Source organism: Deinococcus sp. Arct2-2, assembly GCF_004801315.1.
Classification (GTDB): Bacteria; Deinococcota; Deinococci; order Deinococcales; family Deinococcaceae; genus Deinococcus.
On the sequence record NZ_SSNW01000003.1, the window covers coordinates 113,277 to 129,586 of the forward strand.

The window sequence follows — 16,310 nt, forward strand, 5'->3', positions numbered from 1 at the left end:
CTCAGTCCTTCCCGGCCAGACCGCTGCGGCCAAAGAGGCGTGAATTGATCAGCGAGAGCACACCGATGACGGCGAACAACAGCCACGACATGGCGGCGGCCACGCCAGCATCCGAATAAGAGTTGTAGGTGCGGAACATATACATGATGGTGGTCAGTCCTTGTTGGCCCGTGCCGCCCGAACCGTTGGTGAGCACATACGGTTCCTCGAACAGTTGAAACCCGCCGATCAGGGTCAGTGTGACCGCCAAAAAGATGGTGGGGCGCAGCAGCGGCAGCGTAATAAAGCGGAATTGTTGGGCGCGGGTGGCTCCGTCGATGGAGGCAGCCTCGTAGATGTCGCCCGGAATGGCCTGTAATCCGGCCAAATACAGCAGCACATTCCAGCCCACGTATCGCCACACCACCACGAGGGAAATCGCGGGCTGCACGTACTGCACCTCACCCAACCAATTGATTTTCTCGGCAGGAAACAGGCCGCCGATCAGGGGCAGATTGTGTAGCGCGTTCAGGCCCGCGTTCAGCGCTCCGTATTGCCAAGAAAACAGCGTAAAAAACACCACCGAAATGGCGACCACAGACGTGATGTAGGGCAGGAAGTACACGGCGGTGACCAGCGACTGCACCCGCTTGAGGCCCATGTGAATGGCGAAGGCCAGCGGCAGGGCGATCAGGTGTTGCGGCACGCCACTTTCTAGGGCCAAAATCGCCGTGTTTTGCAGCGACTTCCAGAAGGTCGGGTCGGTCAGATTGTCGGAAAAGTTGCGCCAGCCCACGAATTTCATGTCGCCTAAGCCGCTGCCGGGTTGCCAGCTGTGCACCGACAGGTAAGCGTTAAAAATGATGGGGAACAGACTGAAGGCAAAGAACAGCAGGAAGAAGGGGCTGATGAAGATGTAGGGTGCGTATCGGCGCTGGAACCTGTCCCAGCCAGTATTGGCCCGCTGGGGAATGGATGGGGGAGACGGGGTAGCGGTCATCCGGTGGGCCTCCTGAATCAAGCACTTGGAGAGTAAAAGTCGGAGAAGCGGAGAAAAACAGGGCGTCCGGGGCGGCGGCTTGTGGCCTGTGCCCCAGACGCGGATGGTTTAGACGGTGTTGGGAAGGAGGGGGTCAGTTCCTCAGCGGGCGCGGCGCTCGACGAGTTGCTGGGCCTGTGCCAACGCCGTCGGAATGTCTTTGGTGCCGTTCAGCACTTCGCTCAGCGCGTCGTTCACGATCTGTTCGGCCACCGGGTCGAGGCGGTTCACGTCAATCGGCTGAATTTTGGCGGCGGCGCTGCGCCACAGCAGGCGGGTTTTCTGGTTGGCCAAGTAGGCCACGCCCTCATTGAACATAGAGTCGCTCTGGGCGGCCTTCAACGCGGGGAAGGCTCCAGTGGTTTTGAACGCCAACACCTGCTGGGCCGGGTTGGTGGTCAGGTACTTGATGAAGTTCCACGCGGCGTCCTTGTTTTGGCTCTGGGCCGGGATGCCCCAGAACGAACCACCGTAGCTGGCAAACGTGTTGCCGGGGAGGTTTTGCGCGTTCCACTTGCCCGCGTAGTCTTTGGCGAGCCAATTTTGCATGTGGCCCACCAGCCACGCCCCGCTAAATTCGGTAGCCAAGTTGCCCTTCTGGAAGGCGGTCGTCCATTCGGGAGAGAACGCGGCCCCAGCGCGGGCGTCCAGCTTGGCGTCGCGAATCTGCTTGGCCACCGTAAAGGCGCGCACAAACCGGGCATTGGTGGGGCTGACCAAAACTTTGTTGCTCTTGTCGAAATACATGCCTTCGCCGCTCTTCAGGCCAGTCCGCAAGATAATCTGCGCGGCTTCCGAGGCGTCAGGAATCAGGAACACGCCGGGGTTGGCGGCCACCACTTTTTTACCGTTGGCGATGTAGCTTTCCCAACTGGCGTTGAGCTGCGCGGGCAGCACTTTGGCTTTGGCGAGCAGGTCGGTACGGAAGAACATGGAGCCGGGGCCGACATCGGTGGGCATCCCCACCATGCGCCCGTCTTGGGTAGTGGCCTGCGGGAAGGTGTAGCCCACGAACTTAGACTTGAACTGGCCCGCATTGAAGGGCGCTTTGCTGAGGTCGGTCATGCCGTTGCCTTCTGCAAACTTGGCGACGAACCCGAAATCGATGGCTTCTACGTCGCCCGCACCCTTGCCCGTAGACAGGGCAGTGGTCAGCGCGTTGTGGTGGTCGGCGTAGGCCAAAGAATTGATTTTCACTTCGATGTTGGGGTAAAGCTTGTTGAAGCCCGGAATCGCGGCCTTGATCACGCTGTCGAGATCAGGAAACACGCCCACCGTAATGGTGGTTTTTTGGGCTTGGGCGGAACCTAAAGCAAGGGCGGTGGAGAGGGCCAGAACCAGCGTGCGGGTGTAGGGGTACTTCATGGGAGACCTCCGGGGTCAGGGAAAAGGACGGAGAAGACTGTCGCGGCCATAGAAAACGTTTTCTGGAACAAGTCGGACAACAGAAAGAGGGCCAGAACCGGGCGGCGGTTCGTCAGGACTGTAGGTTATTGATCCCTTTGAGCATACAAACTGAAAACGTTTTTTGCAAGTGGGGCGGTCAACTGCCAAGACGGTACCGCCGCGACTCTAAGCCCGCTCAAAAGGGGGAGGACAAAAGCCGCGTCCCTCAGAGTGTCTACCTACCGAAACACCCCAGCACACGGTTTTTCTGCATTCTGTCACTCTACCTGGCCGACTGACTCCGCCCGCTATGCAGTTGTAACCGGTTGTGATAACGTTTTCAGCAATGACCTCTGTAGGAAGCGAACGCAATCTGACTATCCGTGATGTGGCGCAGCGGGCAGGCGTGTCTATCAGCACGGTGTCGCGGGTCATCAACGGCAAAAAGGTGCGCGACGAGCTTCAGGTGAACGTGCAGCGCGTGCTTGACGAGATGAATTTCAGGCCCAGTGCGGTGGCCCGCAGCATGGTTCGGGGCCGCACCCAGACGGTAGGCGTGCTGGTAGAAGACATCAGCAGCTCCTACTACGCCGAAATGATCAAGGGGATCGAGCGGATTTTGGAGCGCACCGGACACCACCCGCTGTTCAAGAGCAGCCACTGGAATCTGCAACTGGAAGAAGAGGCGCTGCAGGTGTTTTTGGATCACAACGTAGACGCCATCGTGGTGGTCGGCGGCCTGATTTCCGAGTCGCGCCTGCAAGACCTCGCCGCCCGCATGCCTTTGGTGTTGGTGGGGCGGGGGGGCGTCAGCGTGAACGCGCCCACCATCAATCTCGATCAGCGGGGCGGCGCGTATGGGGCCACCCGCCACCTGATCGAACTCGGCCACCGCCAAATCGTGCATATCAGCGGCCCACTGACGCAGGAAGACGCGGTGGCGCGGCGCGTGGGCTATCAGGACGCCATGCACGATCACGGGTTGGAGGTGCGCCCCGATTGGCTGTGCGAGGGCGATTTTTTGGAAACCAGTGCGTTCCGCGCCACCATGCACCTGATCGAAAACGGCACGCCTTTTACGGCCATCTTTGCCGGAAACGACCAGATGGCGCTGGGAGCAAATTTGGCGCTGCACCGCAAAGGGTTGCGCGTGCCCGACGACGTGTCGGTGGTGGGCTTCGACGACCTGCCTGTCAGCGCCTACGTGGTGCCGCCCCTGACCACCATTCGCCAACCTGCGCAGCAAGTGGGAGAACTCGCCGCCCACGCCGCCGTGGCCTTGATGTCGGGCGAGCCTGCACAGTTGGCCCCACTGGAACTGAAACTGATCGTGCGGGAAAGTACGCGGGCGGTGCGGCGCTAAGCGAAACCTTGAATTCGTTGCTGGAGATTGATTTGCCGAATGCACGGCGGGGCCGTTAAAGTGCCCCATGATCGTTCGTGATTTCGGCAGCACCGGCCTCCGCGTCAGCGCCCTGGGTTTCGGAGCGGGCCATATCGGCAGCCCGGAGTTGGGTGAAGAAGAGGCAGGCAAACTGCTGCACCACGCGCTGGATTTGGGGATCACCCTGATCGACACGGCACGCGGCTACGGCCTGTCTGAAGAACGGATCGGGCGGCACCTGAAAGAAAGGCGCGGCGAATTCGTGTTGTCGACCAAAGGCGGCTACGGCATAGACGGCGTGCCCGACTGGACGCCCGAAAATATCCGGCTGGGCATTGAACGCGCCCTGCGAACCTTGCACACCGACGTAATTGACATTTTTCACCTGCATTCCTGCCCGCTGGACACGCTGCGGCAAGACGAGTTGCTGGGCGCTCTGGACGCCGCCCGCGTGCGCGGTGAGATTCGGGTGGCGGCCTACAGCGGCGAGAATGAGGCGCTGGCCTGGGCGGGTCATTCTGGGCACTTCGGGAGCCTACAAACCAGCGTGAATGTGGTCGATCAGTGGAGCCTGCGCCGCGTGCTGCCCGACGCCGCCGCACACGGGCTGGGGGTGATCGCCAAGCGCCCAGTTGCCAACGCCGCGTGGCGCTTTGCCGAGCGCCCCAGCGGGCAATACGAGGAAGCGTACTGGGATCGGCTGCAGGAGGGCGGCCTGACCCCCGGCAACCTTGACTGGGATGAGTTCGCCCTGCGCTTCAGCACCTTTGCCCCCGGCGTCCACAGCGTGATCGTGGGCACAGCCAAGCTGGAACGCCTGACCCATAACGCCGAACTTGTGGCGCGTGGGCCTTTGTCTAGGGGAGAGGTTCAGCGGGTGATGACCGCCTTCGAGCCATATGCGGGCCAGTGGCAGGGCGAGATTTAGCCGGAACTTTCCACCGTCTTCCCCTCAACCGTCCAATGCAGATTTTGGTCACAAAGTCAATATCTTGTATTACTTGACTGTGCTGAGCACCACCTGTAGACTTCGGCGCATGGGCGAAAGCCGATAGTTGCTGTCTGATGGGCTGAAAACCTCCTCTGAAGTGCCAGCATTTTTTTATAGTTCCCCTGCCTGCCTCCACCCAGAGGTAGATCCCGCCCTAGTGTCATCCGGAGAACCCACCCTTGCTCGCCGACTCATCTTTTCTTCTCCCCCCGGCCCCTGTACAGATCGTCTTTGACTCCATGACAGGCAATGTGCGCCGCTTTGCTACGGGTGTGCAGGCGTTGGCAGCGGGCACGGCAGGCAAACATTTTGAGGTGCTGGATTTACGCAAAACCGTTCCCAGCGGCGACTTTTTGCTGATGACCTATACCTTCGGGTCCGGCGGCGTGCCCGACACGACAGCCCGCTTTTTGGCCGATCACGCGGCGGGAATGCGCGGAGTGGTCTCCAGCGGCAGCTTTCATTGGGGCGCGAATTTTGGGCGGGCGGGCGACCACATTTCGGGGCGCTACGGCGTGCCGTTGGTGGCGCGAATCAACAAAGGCGGCACGGCGGCAGACCGCCAAACGGTGGCCGCGTGGCTGGCCGAGTCCTGCCTTCAACACAGCATCAGGTCTGCACAGGCCGAACACCCAAGGAGCGCGTATGGAACGTTGGATTGAACTGAACAACAAGATTTTGGCAGGCACAGTCGTCGACACGCGCTTCGACACCGACGCCCTGCAAGCCTATTTTCAGGAGAAGGTCAACCCCAATACGGTCTTTTTTCATGATCTGGCCGAGAAAATTCGGTACCTGACCGAGCATGGCGTGTGGGACGCCGCCGTGTTTGCCCGCTTCACGCCCGACGAGGTGAAAGCCGTATTCGAGCGGGCGTATGGCTACCGCTTCCGCTTCAAGGCGTTTATGGGCGCGTTCAAGTTTTACTCCGAGTACGCCACCATGACGCCGGACCGCACCCGCTGGCTGGAGCGCTACGAAGACCGCCTGAGCATGACGGCGCTGTCCCGTTCCGACACCGTCGAAGAGGCGCTGGAACTCGTGCACCACCTGATTACCCAGACGTTCACGCCCGCCACGCCCACGTTGATGAACTCCGGCAAGGCCAACACGGGCCGCCTCGTGAGCTGCTTTTTGCTGCAAGACTGCACCGACAACCTCGATTCCATCACCAAAACCCTGAGCTTCGTAGCCGAACTGAGCAAAGGCGGCGGCGGCATCGGCGTAGAAGTGAGCAATTTGCGGGCGCGGGGCGAGTCGCTGCGGGGCATTCAGAACGTGACCAAAGGCGTGATGGGCGTGGCAAAAATGCTGGACAACATGCTGCGCTACGCCGACCAAGCAGGCCAGCGTCCGGGCGCGGGGGCCATCTACCTCAGCGTCATGCACGCCGATTTTCAGGACACCCTGAACGCCAAAAAGATCGCGTCGGATGAGGACGCCCGCCTCAAAACCCTGTCGGTGGGGGCCACCATTCCCGACATCTTTATGGAAAAAGTGCGGGCGGGCGAAGATATCTTTCAGTTCTACCCCCACTCCCTCTATCAGGAAACCGGGCGCGAGTTCACGTCTATCGACTGGAGCCGTGAGTACCAGACGCTTGCCGACAACCCGCGCATTCGCAAAAAGCGCGTGTCGGCGCGGCGCATTCTGGAAGACATCGCCGTGACTCAGGGCGAAAGCGGCTACCCTTACCTGCTGTTCGAGGGCAACGCCAACCGCGCCAACCCGATTCCCAACGTCGGTTCCATCAAAATGAGCAACCTGTGCAGCGAGATTTTGCAGCCCACCTTGCCCAGCTACTTTCACGCGTATGGGCAGGAAAGCAACGACCGCATCGGACTGGACGTGTCGTGCAATCTGGCCTCATTGGTGATCGAGCAGACCATGCAAAGCCGCGATTTAGGCCGCGTGGTGGGCGCAGCCGTGCGGATGCTGGACAACGTGGCCCGCTCCACCGCCATCCACGAAGTGCCTGCCGTGAAGCGGGCCAACGACGAAATGCGCTCGATTGGGCTGGGCGCGATGGGCCTGCATTCCTTCCTCGCCAAGCACGAACTGATCTACGGCTCGCCCGAAGCGTTGGAGTTTGTGGACGTGTTTTTTGCCGCCGTGCATTACCACGCCCGCCGCGCCAGCATGGAACTGGCCCGCGACACAGGGTTCGTCTTCCGGGGATTTGAGGGCAGCCGCTACCAGTCCGGCGAACACTTTGCCCAGTACCTAGAGCGCGATTTCGTGCCGCACACCGCCGATGTCGCCGCCTTGTTCGGGGGCCACGCCCTGCCCACCCGCGCCGATTGGCAGCAGTTGGTGGCCGATATTCAGACGCACGGCCTCGCCCATTCCTTCGTGATGGCGGTGGCCCCCACAGGCAGCATCAGCTACGTGTCGCACGCTTCGGCCTCCATCATGCCGATCACCGAAAAGGTGGAAACGCGCACCAGCAACAAGGCCCGCACCATTTACCCGATGCCGCACCTCAGCGCCGACACCGAATGGTTTTATGAGGAAGCCTACGACATGGATCAGCGCCGCGTGTTGGATACGGTGGCGACGGCCCAGAAGCACGTGGATCAGGGGATTTCCTGCACCCTGTTCGTGCCCAGCAGCGCCAGCACCCGTACCCTGCAGGCCTACTACATCGCGGCCTACCTGCGCGGCGTAAAAACGCTGTACTACACGCGGATGCGCAAGGCCAGTATCGACGAATGCCTGAGTTGCGCGATTTAAGGCCGAGAACTCTATGCCCGGTATCCCACTGAGAAACAAGAAAACGGAGGTCGTCGCTGTTGCTTGGGTAGACAGTGAAGATTTTCAGCGGGTCAGTGAATTTCGTTGGCATAGAGACAGCAAAGGCTATGCGCGGACAAGCTTGGTGGTGGCGGGCAAACGACTTCATCTTTGGATGCACCGAGTGATCTTGGGGGATCAGCCGGGATTGGTGATAGATCACAAGAATCTAAACCGTCTTGACAATCGCCGGGAAAATATACGGCACTCCACGCGCTCGCAAAACGCCGCCAACAAACGTAAGGCTGGAGGAATGGCTTACGAATCGGAGTACAAAGGCGTTGTGGCCGTAGAGCGGGAAGGCGTCATCGTTCGCTACAAAGCTTCGGTGATGAAAGACGGCAAATATGTGTTCAGCAGTCTGTTTCTGACTGAAGAGGAAGCAGCTCTTGCCTACGATCAAGCCGCCCTCAAACATTTTGGCGAATTTGCCAACACCAATTTCCCAGATTCCGCCCAGCAACCCGCTCCGCAAAAAGCACCATCGGGGGGTCAACGCCCTTCGACTTCCAAGCATGGGTATAGAGGCGTATTTGCTCGGACATCTAAATTTGGAGCGCAAGTGTACGATCCAGTCTTGAAAAAAGTCGTACAGCTTGGCACGTTCACGACTCTTGATGAAGCTGCCGCCGCCTACGACTCCGCCGCTCTTGAACGGTACGGGGAACAGTGCATTCTGAATTTTCCTCGTCGCAACAACAATGCACTAGCTCAACAGGAGAACATATGAATTTTGAAGCAGCCAACTGGAGTGAGCCGGAAGACAATTTTTCCACCACCTTCTACGAAAAGTACACGTCTCAGCTGTGGTTCCCCGAAGAAATTCCGCTCAGCAACGACGCGCTGGTGTGGAAGGCTTTGGGCGACGAAGAACGGTGGACGTACATGCACGCTTCGGCAGGCCTGAACGCGCTAGACACCTTGCAGGGCGAAGTCGGGATGCCTATTTTGGCCCAACTGGTCGGCGGCCATATTCGTAAGGCGACGTTGCAATTTCAGGCGACGATGGAAATCATCCACGCCCGCAGCTACTCGCTAATGAACAAGACGTTCCTCACCAGCACTGAGGAGCGCGGCATCTTCGAATGGGTTCGCACCCAGCCGCACCTGCAATTCAAAATTGGCTTCGTGCAAGACGTGTTCAACGATCCCGACGTGTCCAACCTCGGCCTGTGGAAAAAGATGGTCGTGTCGTGCATGTTGGAAACGGCGCTGTTTTATTCCGGGTTTTTCTATCCGCTGTATTTGGCCGGACAGGGCCGCATGGTGGCCGCAGGCGAGATTTTTAACCTGATTATTTTGGATGAAGCGGTGCACGGCGTGTATGTGGCGATGCTGGCGCAGGAGAAATTCGAGGCGATGGACGAGGCCGAGCAAGCCTACGCACGGGCTTGGTACCACCAAACGCTGCACACCCTATACCGCAACGAGGTCGCCTACAGTGAGGTGCTGTATGCAGGCGTGGGGCTCGTGGCCGATGTCAAGCGGTTTATTCGCTTCAATTTCAATGTGCTGGCCGACAACCTGAACCTAGAGCGGGCCTTCGACGACGAAGAAATCAACCCGATTGTTCGCAACGGCATCCGCACCAACGGCACCACGCACGACTTTTTTAGCGCCAAAGGCAACAGTTACAGCAAAATCAGCGTGGAACCCCTGGCCGAAGCCGACGTGGAAGCCCTCTGGTCAGGCGGCTTCCCAGTGATGGCGGGGGCCGCCAATGACTGAACTTGCCCCGGAACACCGCCCCTTCGTGATGCTGACGCAAAACGATTGCCCCCAGTGCGAACGCCTCAAGCTGATGCTGGACAAACCCCTGCGCGGACAATTCGGTCCCCAGATTCGGGCCGTCCACCGTCAGGAGCAGGCCGAGGAATTCAGCGCCCTTGTGAAGCAGCACGGCATCCAGACCACGCCCGCACTGCTGCATGTGCCCAGTGGCCGCGTGCTGCTGAATACAGGCGGGCTAGGAGAAGTGAAGAGCTTTTTGATGGGGAGCTGAGGCAGGGACACCCCAAGAAGGGCGGCCAGAGAATCTGATCTCTGGCCGCGACCCTCTCTGCTCAGGCTCAGCTGACTGCCGACCCCGCCACACCCGCACCCTCACCGCGTTTGGCCTGTCGTTCGCGCTCCTTGAGGGCTTCAGCGGCGTAGAAGCTGCCCACCACCGCCAGCATTGCGGCCACTTGCAGCACCACGCCTTCCCAGGTGGCGTGCAGGCCCAGCCACACACCCGCCCAGCCCGGCAGTTCGAAGGGGAGGGGATGCACGGGCAGCCAGCCCACCAGTTGCAGGGTGTGAACCGTATTGCCCACCATCACGCCCAGCACGGCGCAGATCAGGAGCCCCGTCCAGACCAGCAGTTTTTTCATGGGCAGCTTGGCCTGCAAGCGGAACACCAACACGCCCACGCCAATCACGGCCCCCAAGCCCAGTGCCGTACCGCCCAAGACTGCCCCCGCGCCCGCCTGAAGCACCAGCGACTGCAAAAACAGCACCGTTTCAAAGCCCTCGCGGTAAATGCTGGTAAAGCCCAGCACGGCCAGTCCCCACCACTGCGCCCGCATCGCTCGGCCCGCGCCGTGCGTCAGCTCATGCTTGTGCTTTTGGAAGCCGGCCATGCGGTCTGTCCAGTAGACCTGATGAAAAAACCAGTTCATGATCAGCAGCAGCACGGCAATCGCCACGAGGCTGACCACCGCTTCCAGCTTTTCTCCGTAGCGGCCCAGCAAGCTCAGCGCCCGCTGCATCACGAACCAAGTGACGGCGGTGGCCCCGAACGCGCCCGCCGCACCCACCCACATCGGGCGGCGCAGGTGCACCACTTCGGCGCGGCGCAGCGATCCCATCAGCGCGGCCAAAATCAGCACGGCTTCCAGCCCTTCACGGAACACGATGATTCCGGCGTTGGTGGCGACGGCAGCAGGCGCGACTTCGGTGCCCAGAATACGGGCCACGTCGGCCAGCACGCCCTGCAACTCGGCGCGGGTGGCCCGGAATTCGGCGGCGGGGGCTTGGGCCCGGATCAGGGCGGCCAGTCCGGCAGGCTGGTGGGCATTCCAGATCAACCCTTCCAACTTGGCCTTCAGGTCAGGATTGAACACCGCGATTCGGGCTTCGGTGCCGCTTTCCAGCAGTGCGTAGGCGTCCAGCCGCGCCGTCTCGGCACTGTGCCAGTCTGCGGCAGCGGCGGCGGCCACCACCGCGTCCAGCTGGGTCCGCACCACGTCCAGATCGGCTCCAGCTTCCTGCTTTTGCCAGTCGGCGGGCAAGGCGGCGCGGGTTTGGGTCAGCAGGGCATCGACGCGGCGGCCGACTTCGCTGGGAGGCGAGACGGCGGCCTTCATGGTTTGCGGCGCGAGGGTGGCGGTCAGGGCGGCAAAGCCTGTGCTCAGGCGGCGGGCTTGCGGTTGGTCAGGCAGCAGCGGCGCGATGTCGGCCAGTGCTGCGGTAGCCCCGGCCAAAAAGGTACGGGCCTCGTTGACTTCCACTTCCTGTGCGACTACGGCCTGTCCGCCGTCCAGCTTCACGCCGCGCCCGTATTCCAGAGGCACGAGGGCCAGAAAGCGCGTGACCTGGGCCGCCCGCGCCCGCACTTCCCGGTCACCGAGGGGCGCGGCCCGGAAGCCTTCCAGCGCGGCCTGTACGCGGCCCAGCGAGGCGGGCAGGGCGGCCAGATCAGCCGAGAGCGCCTGAGCCTGTGCCCCCGAACGCTGCGCGGCATACGCAGGCTCCAGCAGCCGGAAATAGCCCTGCGCCAAGGCCCGCTGTTCGGCGGCCAACGTGCGGAATCCCCGGGCCTGAGACGTGCCGAGGTCACGCAGGGCGTCGCCAAAGCGGGCCTGATAACCGTCCAGCACATCGGCCCGCACTGCTTTCAGGGCAACTTCAGGCGTGATCTTTCCTGCCGCCAACGCTTCTACGGCACCCGTCGCGTCGGCATTCAGGCGGGTCAGGGGGCTGACCACCCGGAATTCACGCACGGCCAGCCAGTCGCGGGCGGCGTCGGCATTTCCGGCCTTCACACTCGCTTCCAGCCCGCTGTTGGCCGCCCGCAAGAGGGCCGTCCATGCCCCGGCGCGGGCCTGTGCCAACGCGGGTTCATCTCCGGCAGCGGCGGCCCGTGCAGCGGCTCCCAGCGCGGTTTGTGCCTCTTGGGTAGCGGCAGGGTCGGCTGCTTTCCACTGCGGCACAACGAGGGCGAAGGTGCGCCCCGCTTCCCCCACCAAGCGGGCGGCCTCTGCCCGGTCAAACCCGACTTCCAGCCCTGCATCGGCCAACCGCGCCCGCACCGTTTCGGAGGAGGTGGCAAGGTCGGCAGCGTGCGCGGAACCCAGCAGCGCCAGTCCCACCGGTACACCCATCAGCACGCGCTTCACTGCGTCTTCACGCCCAGCAACGCCGCTGCCTGCGTCATTCGTCCGGTAATCACGGTGGCGCGGTTTTGGGCTTCGCGCTGTAACGCTTCGGCTTGTTCGGGGCTGTAACGGCGCGTCTGCTCACGGCTCACCAGTTTGCCCACAAAGCCCGCCAGTTCATTGAGGCCCGCCGTGATCTGGCTGTCCAGTCCGGCATTCTTGCCCTTTACGTCGGCGCTCAGGCCCGCATACATGGCCTGCCAAGAACTCACGTTGCCCTTCAAATCGGACAGGCGCGAAATCACCACGAAATCTGTGCGGGTGCTGGCCTGCCCCAGCACGAAGGGGCTGGTTTTCCAGTCTTCAAAAAACACCGGGCCAACGGTGGGCACGTTGCCGACAAGTGCCCCGAACACGTCTTCGCGGGTGGGCCGCCACGCCCGCGCCGCCTGTTGTAGCCGCAGCGTTTGCGCGTGCAGTTCTGCCGCTGCCGCCTTCAGCACGTTCGCGTCGGGCAATTGGTCGCCGAATTCCAGCTTGCCGTTGCCGTTCACATCAAAGGACACGCCGCTGCCAAACGCTTTCACCGTGCCCCACAGCGTGCCTTCATTGACGCCGAACAGGTTGCCGGGCTTGGCGAGCGTCTTGCCGTTGGGCAGCTTCAGGTCAAAGGGAACCACGGCCTCTCCGCCTTCCGCGCCGCTGGTGCCCGCATCCAAAATCACATCGAACAAGCTCAGTTGCTCCACGCCCGCCACGATGCCCTCGATGTCCTCGTAAGCGGGGCTGGCGGCGCTCCAGCCTGCACGGGCTTGCCGCACAGCGGCGCGGGTGGCCGGGTTTTTGGCGAGTACAGCGTAGTTAAAATTGGCCCCTTTTGCCAGCGCGTAATAAGCGTCGGCGGCCTTTGTCAGCGCGTGCGTGCCCGCCACTTGCCGCGTCAATTTGCTGCCCAAATACGTCTTGACGCTATCTAGGCTCCCAGCGTGCGCCGAACCCAGCAAAGCGAGAGTGAGGAGACCAACCCTGCGTTTCATGGCCTGATAGTGAACTAATCCGAGTGACTAAGTCAAGTTTAGGAGTACACAAACAGCAGCGCCCACACTTCCCGTGTGAGACACTGCTGCTCTGCGAGGTAAATTTATTGCGGGAACAAATCTACCTCAGAAGAAGAGTTAGCCTTTGAGTGCGGCGGCCAACTGGTGCAAGCCGTCCTGATCGGCGGCGGGGGCGGCAGAGGCCAGCTTTTCGGTTTCGCTGCCGAGTCCGGGGAGCAGGGCGGCTGCGCCGGGCAGGTCGCCGCCTTCGAGGGCTGCTTTCAGCTTGGCGAGGTGGCTGACCAGTGTTTCTGCGCCGGGCACGCCGTCCAGCGTCTTGTGCCATGAGGTGACATTGCTGGCTGCCGTGCCTGCGTCAATGCCCGTGAGTCCGCCCTGAAGTGCCTGAAGAGTCTGCTGAAGTTGCTCGTTCATGTGTGTTCCTCCTATCCAGATCTTTGTGCCCCGTTATCTGACTCTGGAAGTCGACTTGAATATGTAGGGCTTCACGCATAAAAGAAGATGCCTAATGCCAACTAAAGTCACAAATAATACAAACAAGTTCGTACGATTGCCCTTGTGTAAAAGAGTGAGTCCTGACGCTGACCTTCCCTTGACGACAACTGCCACGCAATTAGAACAACGTCTGCTGCACGTCTTCGGTAGGGTTCACAGCGGTACAGAGACGAATGTGTTGTTACAAAAGCGCCTGTCGGTGGCGTTCCTCTTCTTGCCCTTAGATGTGGCAGTGAGAGTGGACGGCAGCAGCGGGCAAGCGGCAGAAATTACGGCGGGCGAGGCGGCCAGAACTGCGCCCAGCGACCTCACTTTCCGGATTTCGAGCGACATTGCCCACGCCTTTTGGCAGGGCGACGTGAATCCGGTACAAGCGATGATGGCGGGCCACCTCAGCATTCAGGGGTCGCTGGTGCAAGCACTCGCGCTTTCGCCCAGCCTCAAGGTGATGCAGCAGGCGTACCGGGAATTGGTGCAACAGGGGGAATAAATTCAGCGCTCCAGCCGCAGATGAACGGCAAACGGGTCAAAAGCTGTGCCCAGCAGTTCTCCGGTGCGGGCGTCGAAGGCGTGCGCCTCACCCTCTACTTCTACCCGCCAAGTGCGCTCGCCGCGCCGCTTGACTTGGCCAGGGCGCAGGCGGGCAAAGTGTTCTTCGAAAACCACCGCGCACAGCTGTTTGGCACCGAGCGGCTGCATCAGTGGAATCGCCAACCGCGCCCGGTTCGCGGCCCGTTCGACTTGGGCCAGCCGCCCCGCGTCCACATGTACGCTGCGGCTCTGCACACCCCGCAACAGCACCAGCGACGCTCCCGCCCATTCCGACAACGCGGGCCGGGCGTCTTGGCACAGCACCTCTAGTCGGGCCGCCAGCACCGACACGGGCAAATCGGCCTGTCCGTTGTACAGCGAACACGGGCGCAGGTCTTCGAGGGTGGCGGGCAAGTGCAGGGCACGCACCCGCAGCGCATGTTCGGTGAGGGCAGCGGGGCTAGGCGGCGCGGTGGTGGGGCGGCGGGGCAGCTTGGGCGGCAGCACCCGCGTGGCAGGCAGACTGGCTGTGGGCAAGCTGGGCACAGGCGATTCGGAGCCGAACGGGGGAGGGGAGAACACACGCGGCGCGGGCTGCGGCTGAGCAGCGGCGAACGGCCCGCCCTCCGGCTCCCAGCCTTCCGGCGGTTCCAGTCTCCAGCCGCTGTGCCACGCCCCCGGCCCATACGCCAGCCGGAGTTCGCGCTTGCTGCGGGTCAGGGCCACGAACAGCACGCAGCGTTCTTCCTCCGGGTCGCCGTAGGGCATGGGCATCTGTTCGGGGTACAGCAGCGTCACTTGCTCCCATTCCAGCCCTTTGGCCCGGTGAACGGTAGACAGCAGCACGTCGGCGTCTTCCCGGTACAGGCCGCGCAGCACGCCCGAAACGCTGCTGAGGGTGGCCTGTCCGCCCGACAACGCTACGGCCCGCAGTGCCAAGAGGCGCAGGCAGGAGCAGAGGTCGTTCAGTTCACCCAGAGCTTTCTTGGCCGCCCGGTCGCCCTCGTCGGCGCGGGACTCCAGCGGCCTCGCACGGCGCTCGTACAAGGCGTCTATGCGCTCTGGCACAGCTTCCTCATCAGCGGGCAGGGCAAAGGCTTCTTGGGCCGCCGTTTCCAAGCGGGTCGCCAAATCCCGGCCCCGAATATTCACGCTGATCTTGCGGGTCATCAGCAGGAGTGCCAGCCGCAGCAGCGGCGCATTCAGGCGGCACAGCACCACGTCGCCGCGCCCGTAGTGGGCCGCCTCTGCCGCCACGTGTTCCACTGTCCCCGCCTGCGCCGCGCCGGAAGCCTCGATAAATTCGCTGGCATTGCGGGCCAGCGCCACATGCGCCTTTGGGCAGCGAAACGACACGCTGAGCGGCAATTCCTGCGCCCCCAACCGCCCCGCCAAGCGCCACAGCCCACGCGGATCGGCCCCGGCGTAGGTATAGATCGCCTGCTCGGGGTCGCCCACCGCGATCAGGCGGCCTGTAGGCGCCGGTGCCTGAGTTGCCCCAGAATCCAGCCCCGGTTCATTCAGTCCCAGCAGATGCGTCACGAAGCGTTGGCGCAGCGGCGTCAAATCCTGCGCTTCGTCTACCAGCGCCGTGCCCAGCGTGGCCTGACCCAAGCCCAATTCCAGCGGCAGCCACAAAAAATCGGTGAAATCGGGCAAGCCGCCCGCGTGCCAGTCTTGAAGGCTGTGAAAACGGAAGGCCCGCAGCACGCGACGCAAGCCCGCAACACCGTCGTTTTCGGGCCACTCTGCGTCGGCCGCCAGCGCCGCGAGGTCGTCATCGTGGGCGTCCTCGTTCAGCACGTACTCGCGGGCCAAATCCCACATGCGGGCCGCCATACGGACTTGCCGCCGCGACACGGGTTCCGCGCCGTACGCCAGTTCTGCGAGGCGCAGGCTTCGGTCATTGTCCAGCGCCATTTGCGGCCCGCGCACGCCGCACAGCACCCGCCGCCCATAAGCGTGCAGCGTACTGGCCCGAATGCCCGCTGGCAGGCGCGGCCCCACGGCCTCGACTGAATGCTTGTTGTAGGCAAAATACACGGCCCGCACGCCTGCCGCCTGACTCCCGGCACCGAGATGCCACGCGGCTTCCGTGAGGGTGGTGGTTTTGCCGCTTCCGGCAGTGGCCCGCAGCACCAGATGCCGCCCACTGGCCCGCACCGCCTCTACAAATTCGCGCTGCTGCGGCGTGAACTGGACCGGAATAGACCGGGGTTTGGCGCTGGTGGTGTGCAGTGTTTCCCCCTGCCGGGTCACGTAGTTCATGGGCGCTCCGGGGGGCAATGGGAAAGGC

14 protein-coding genes are annotated in these 16,310 nt (G+C 62.2%); 8 read left to right on the forward strand and 6 right to left on the reverse strand.

Translation table 11 applies throughout. From position 1 onward, the window contains the following. Position 1: 1 nt before the first annotated feature. Together E7T06_RS02520 and E7T06_RS02525 are read right to left on the reverse strand one after the other, a co-directional pair. The gene (locus E7T06_RS02520; RefSeq protein WP_136364281.1) at positions 2-979 is read right to left on the reverse strand and encodes a sugar ABC transporter permease; all 978 of its coding nucleotides are present in this window, start codon (positions 977-979) and stop codon (positions 2-4) included. 141 nt (positions 980-1,120) lie between these two features. Further along, positions 1,121-2,383, reverse strand: coding sequence for an extracellular solute-binding protein (locus E7T06_RS02525; protein ID WP_136364282.1), 1,263 nt, complete (start codon positions 2,381-2,383; stop codon positions 1,121-1,123). Positions 2,384-2,750: 367 nt separating this feature from the next. On the opposite strand from E7T06_RS02525, the gene E7T06_RS02530 reads away from it, so the two are divergent. The 7 genes from E7T06_RS02530 to E7T06_RS02560 all read left to right on the forward strand — a co-directional run bounded on the left by E7T06_RS02530 (position 2,751) and on the right by E7T06_RS02560 (position 9,574). Next, positions 2,751-3,767, forward strand: a complete 1,017-nt coding sequence (locus E7T06_RS02530; RefSeq protein ID WP_136364283.1) for a LacI family DNA-binding transcriptional regulator — start codon at positions 2,751-2,753, stop codon at positions 3,765-3,767. Between the two features lie 67 nt (positions 3,768-3,834). Then, on the forward strand, positions 3,835-4,716 hold the full coding sequence (locus E7T06_RS02535) for an aldo/keto reductase (protein WP_136364284.1): 882 nt from the start codon (positions 3,835-3,837) through the stop codon (positions 4,714-4,716). Between the two features lie 302 nt (positions 4,717-5,018). Continuing rightward, the gene (locus tag E7T06_RS02540) at positions 5,019-5,441 is read left to right on the forward strand and encodes a class Ib ribonucleoside-diphosphate reductase assembly flavoprotein NrdI (protein ID WP_240740810.1); all 423 of its coding nucleotides are present in this window, start codon (positions 5,019-5,021) and stop codon (positions 5,439-5,441) included. Beyond that, positions 5,425-7,512 carry a class 1b ribonucleoside-diphosphate reductase subunit alpha gene (gene nrdE / locus E7T06_RS02545; protein WP_136364286.1) on the forward strand — a complete coding sequence of 696 codons (2,088 nt, stop codon included), beginning with the start codon at positions 5,425-5,427 and terminating at the stop codon, positions 7,510-7,512. Before E7T06_RS02540 ends, nrdE begins: the two co-directional genes overlap by 17 nt. Before the next feature lie 13 nt (positions 7,513-7,525). Then, entirely contained in the window at positions 7,526-8,302 is a 777-nt protein-coding gene (locus tag E7T06_RS02550) for an HNH endonuclease (RefSeq protein ID WP_136364287.1), read from the forward strand. Beyond that, complete coding sequence (locus E7T06_RS02555; protein WP_136364288.1) at positions 8,299-9,300, forward strand: ribonucleotide-diphosphate reductase subunit beta; 1,002 nt, start codon at positions 8,299-8,301, stop codon at positions 9,298-9,300. The genes E7T06_RS02550 and E7T06_RS02555 overlap by 4 nt, the downstream gene beginning before the upstream one ends. After that, entirely contained in the window at positions 9,293-9,574 is a 282-nt protein-coding gene (locus E7T06_RS02560; RefSeq protein WP_136364289.1) for a thioredoxin fold domain-containing protein, read from the forward strand. Before E7T06_RS02555 ends, E7T06_RS02560 begins: the two co-directional genes overlap by 8 nt. Before the next feature lie 67 nt (positions 9,575-9,641). Here E7T06_RS02560 and E7T06_RS02565 read toward each other — a convergent pair whose 3' ends face one another. The 3 genes from E7T06_RS02565 to E7T06_RS02575 all read right to left on the reverse strand — a co-directional run bounded on the left by E7T06_RS02565 (position 9,642) and on the right by E7T06_RS02575 (position 13,402). Continuing rightward, positions 9,642-11,951 carry an FTR1 family protein gene (locus E7T06_RS02565; protein ID WP_240740811.1) on the reverse strand — a complete coding sequence of 770 codons (2,310 nt, stop codon included), beginning with the start codon at positions 11,949-11,951 and terminating at the stop codon, positions 9,642-9,644. Next, a complete protein-coding gene (locus E7T06_RS02570; RefSeq protein WP_136364290.1) occupies positions 11,948-12,967 on the reverse strand; it encodes an imelysin family protein in 1,020 nt (339 codons plus the stop codon). Before E7T06_RS02570 ends, E7T06_RS02565 begins: the two co-directional genes overlap by 4 nt. 138 nt (positions 12,968-13,105) lie before the next feature. Beyond that, positions 13,106-13,402, reverse strand: coding sequence for a hypothetical protein (locus E7T06_RS02575; RefSeq protein ID WP_136364291.1), 297 nt, complete (start codon positions 13,400-13,402; stop codon positions 13,106-13,108). 178 nt (positions 13,403-13,580) lie between these two features. On the opposite strand from E7T06_RS02575, the gene E7T06_RS02580 reads away from it, so the two are divergent. Further along, the gene (locus E7T06_RS02580; protein WP_168733331.1) at positions 13,581-13,973 is read left to right on the forward strand and encodes an SCP2 sterol-binding domain-containing protein; all 393 of its coding nucleotides are present in this window, start codon (positions 13,581-13,583) and stop codon (positions 13,971-13,973) included. Between the two features lie 2 nt (positions 13,974-13,975). Here E7T06_RS02580 and E7T06_RS02585 read toward each other — a convergent pair whose 3' ends face one another. Beyond that, positions 13,976-16,282: a UvrD-helicase domain-containing protein gene (locus tag E7T06_RS02585; RefSeq protein ID WP_136364293.1), complete on the reverse strand. Its 2,307-nt coding sequence runs from the start codon at positions 16,280-16,282 to the stop codon at positions 13,976-13,978. Between the last annotated feature and the right edge of the window lie 28 nt (positions 16,283-16,310).